This is a genomic window from Polaribacter sp. PL03 (assembly GCF_033875165.1).
Lineage (GTDB): Bacteria > Bacteroidota > Bacteroidia > Flavobacteriales > Flavobacteriaceae > Polaribacter.
Genome location: NZ_JAWZSV010000022.1, coordinates 1 through 4,023 on the forward strand (window position 1 = coordinate 1; position 4,023 = coordinate 4,023).

General features: G+C 29.3%; 4 protein-coding genes. All 4 read left to right on the forward strand.

Annotated features, from left to right (window positions below):
* The first annotated feature begins 155 nt into the window (after positions 1-155).
* The 4 genes from SHK09_RS15265 to SHK09_RS15280 all read left to right on the forward strand — a co-directional run bounded on the left by SHK09_RS15265 (position 156) and on the right by SHK09_RS15280 (position 3,883).
* Positions 156-1,313, forward strand: a complete 1,158-nt coding sequence (locus tag SHK09_RS15265) for a hypothetical protein (RefSeq protein ID WP_319811656.1) — start codon at positions 156-158, stop codon at positions 1,311-1,313.
* A gap of 182 nt (positions 1,314-1,495) precedes the next feature.
* A complete protein-coding gene (locus SHK09_RS15270) occupies positions 1,496-1,690 on the forward strand; it encodes a hypothetical protein (protein ID WP_319811657.1) in 195 nt (64 codons plus the stop codon).
* Positions 1,691-2,675: 985 nt separating this feature from the next.
* Positions 2,676-3,206, forward strand: coding sequence for a hypothetical protein (locus tag SHK09_RS15275; protein WP_319811658.1), 531 nt, complete (start codon positions 2,676-2,678; stop codon positions 3,204-3,206).
* A 182-nt stretch (positions 3,207-3,388) separates the two neighbouring features.
* The gene (locus SHK09_RS15280; RefSeq protein WP_319811659.1) at positions 3,389-3,883 is read left to right on the forward strand and encodes a hypothetical protein; all 495 of its coding nucleotides are present in this window, start codon (positions 3,389-3,391) and stop codon (positions 3,881-3,883) included.
* Positions 3,884-4,023 lie beyond the last annotated feature (140 nt).

Genomic DNA, 4,023 nt, shown 5'->3' on the forward strand with positions numbered 1-4,023 from the left:
AAAAAAAATTGCTTAAATTTATGCCTTATCAAAGCTTTTTGCTTTTTTAAAAATACTTCTAATTTTCCGGTGGAAAATTTGCCGCATTTTTAAATCGCAAAAATTTTTATACCAAAACGTTAGGGCAAATTTGCCAAAAAATCCAAAATTGAACTATGAAAGAAAAATTTGTCCTTTTAATTACCTTCTTAATATTCGGACTAAATACTTCATTTGCGCAGAAATCTAAAACAATTGAAAAACTTAAGTTTGAGAATTATGAACTTAAAGTTATATTTTTTGACCCTTACGAAAATTTAGTTTCAGAAAATCCTGAATTCAAAAACCTTGACTCTCTAAAACAAGGAGAAATTTGGAATAAATATTTACTTAACAATGTCATTTATGATTTTCAATTAATTCAAAAAAAGAAAATTGTTAAACATTATATTTTAAGAGGAAATCCATCGAAAGACATTTACCCAAAAGATTTAACGAGAAATAATGTCTATTTATTAGATATAGTAAATCATAAAAAGAACACTAATTTTTATAGGTTATCAGACTATTCAAAAATGATTGATAAAACAATCGATAAGTTCAGTTTTTATGGAACACTATTCGAGAATATGGAACTACTGAAAGATAACGATGGAAAATTAGGCAAAAACCTCTTTGGTAGATTTAGATTAAAAATTCCTTATTCCACAATCCAGAATAATGTAATGACTTTAATAGGTTTTGACTTATTTGGAGAAATAGAAACTGAATGGATAGCAAATAACACAGAAGAATTTAAAAACTCATTTTTCGATTATCAAGAAAAAATTGACCAGTATTTTAAAATCGAAAGAATTAAAAAAACATACGTAAGAACTTATGACCTAAATGGAGAGATTCGAAATGAATATCCGAGATTAAATACAGATGAGGATATCAAATCCTATATTGGAAAAATGAACAGAATTGGAGATGTAGTTTCCTTGCCTTTTTTCAAATCTTCAGACAAAGTAATTTTAATCGAAAAGGATAGTTTGAACTCAAAATATAAAGTTGAACTTTCAAATAATGAGCCAATTGAAAAGTATTTAGAAAATATTGTCGTTTTAAAAAATTCAGAAGGAGAAATTGAGAATATTAAAGCAACTCTTCTAATTCACGGTTCATCAATTGACAAAGGAGATTATGTTGAAAGGGAAAATTATATTGCATATTTCAAGACTTTTAAGGATTTGAGATTACCTTTTAAAATTCTGTTTTCACCATTAACTGACAAACGATTTGAAAAACCACGAATTGAAATTGAATTAGATTATTTGTTCCATAAAAAATAAAAAACTTGCCCTAACACCGTATATAATTTATTGCTGGCTTCTCGCTTACTTACGAAAGTCCTCGCGGACTTTCTTGGTCGGTAATTATTTACTAAATTAGTTACTTGAAACACGCAACAAACCATATACATAAACGTTGGCATTCATTGGCGAAACGAACTCAAAACAAAGAAATATTACTTATGAAATACAAAATTGGATTTAGATTAGATTGGCTTGAAATGGTTTTTATTTTAATTATGGTATTTGTTGCTGGAATTTTTGTTACCAGTCAAATGGATGATAAATTTATATATGTTGGTTTATTAATTATTGGAGCTGGCGGAATTTTAATTAAGAAAAGAGTAAAAATGCCTTTAAAGAATGGTAAACCTTAATAAAGAAGTGAATTGAATTTTGGCTTATTTACGCAATCGAAAACCGAATTGAAAACCAAAACTGAACTTTATGCGGAATTTAGCAAGTTGTGGAATTGCTCACTCAATCGGAATTGAAAAAGCTTACGAAATAAATCGCTGACTGAATTTACTCAAACGCTCGAAAAAATAAAAAGGGAATTTAGTCGCATAAGAATAAGTAGGAATGAAAAAACAACGAAATGCCAACACCGTATATAATTTATTGCTGGCTTCTTGCCTACTTACGAAAGTCCTCGCGGACTTTCTTGGTTGGTAATTATTTACTAAATTAGTTGCTTAAACCACGCAACAAACCATATACCAAACCGTTAGCTTCAATTGCTCAGAAATTTCCAAACGCTGAATTAAAGCTCTTAAAACATTGAATTTTTCTGTTTTTTAAGTTCACAAAAATGAAAATTGCGGAACACTCTCTCGCTCGTCAGAATTTTCAAAATTGCGGAATTTAGTAAGATTTTTAAAATTCTGAATTAAGTAAGTTTTCGGAATTTTTACTCGAACGAAAATTGAAACGGAATTGAAAATCTTTGCGAAAACAAAACGTTGGAATTTACTCAAACGAAAAACCAAAAATGCGGAATTTTTTCGCGATTTTTTTTTCAGAAAAAGTGTTTTAACGTTAGAATGTGGAAAATCACTCAAATGCTGAAAAGTTGAAAACAGAATCAAAACGTGTTTACTCAAATGTTTCGCAACAGAAGCTAACACAATATAAAAAAAATTGCTAAATTAGTGCTTTACCAAAGGCAGTTGCTTTTTTAAGTTTGCTTCTGAATTTCGTTCCGAAATTCCTCGCGCACTTAAAACGCAACTATTTTTATACCAAAACGTTGGCAGTAATTTGAGAAACCCGTTAACTAATTGAAAGTAACGTTTCACTCATTTAGTCTTTTATTAAAAAGTAAACTGAATTAAATTGGAATTGAATTATAAATAACTGATTTTGAAAAAAGCAATACTTCTGATTTTCTTACTCAAATGCGGAATTGGAATTTCACAAACTGAATTCCCTTTTTATGAGCAAATTGCGTTTGACTTATATCAATCAAAACTTATCGATTCTTTTCCTACTAAAAAGAAAGTAAGAATTTATCCATACGTATTTGATTTTCAACCTGACTATTTTGTGTTTTCAAATCCTAATTGTTTAGGAGTTAAATGGAAAAACAATGAGCAATTTAAACCTTTAGAATCATATGTTGAGAGCCAAAGAAAAATTGATTCCGAAAGGTTTGAACTTGATTTCTCTGATTTAGACAAAAAGAAATTTAAAATCAAAAAACGTGGAAAAGGAAATTATCCAAGATTAAACATAACTGCACCACACAAAGAAAAAAATGGAACTGACCGAATTTTTGTCAATATTCACGAAACACACGAGAATATTTATGTAACCTATCATATTGAATTTAATGACAAAGGAGAAATAATAGATTGGTGCAAAGAGATGAACGAAATAATTAGAACATATTAAAAAACTACTGCCAACACCGTATAAAATTAAGTGCTAGTTTTAGCTTGTTTACGAAAATCCCTTCGGATTTTCTAGCTAGTATTTATTTACTAATTTAGTTGCTTAACCACGCACCTAACCTTATACATAAACGTTGTGCAACATATAGAAAAATCCGTATCTACATTAAAAATTAGAACAATTTGAAAATACTTAATATCCATAAACGAACATTAAATCAACCGAAAAGTAAAGTAACGGAATTATTAAAAACATTATCAACTGAAAACGACCGAATTTGGCCAAAAGAGAAATGGCCTGAAATGAAATTCAAAGACGGAATTAAAGTTGGAGCAAAAGGTGGACACGGGCCAATAAGATACTCAGTAGAAAAATATATCCCGAACGAAATAATTCAATTTAGATTTTCGAAACCAAAAGGATTTAATGGAATTCATAAGTTCGAAATAAAGGAATTGGATAAACAGAAAACCGAAATCAAGCACACGATTGATATGAATACTGAAGGAAAAGGTATCTTAATTTGGTCTTTTGCAATACACTCATTACATAACGCTTTGATTGAAGACGGATTTGACAAACTTGAGAATAATTTTTCTGGAAACCAAAAATCAAGTAATTGGAATTTTTGGGTGAAATTTATAAGAAAGCAAATGGCAAAAAGAAGAAACAAATAGGAAAATAAAATACGTTGCACAACACCGTATATAATTTATTGCTGGCTTCTCGCCTACTTACGAAAGTCCTCGCGGACTTTCTTGGTCGGTAATTATTTACTAAATTAGTTGCTTGAAACACGCAACAAACCATATACAAC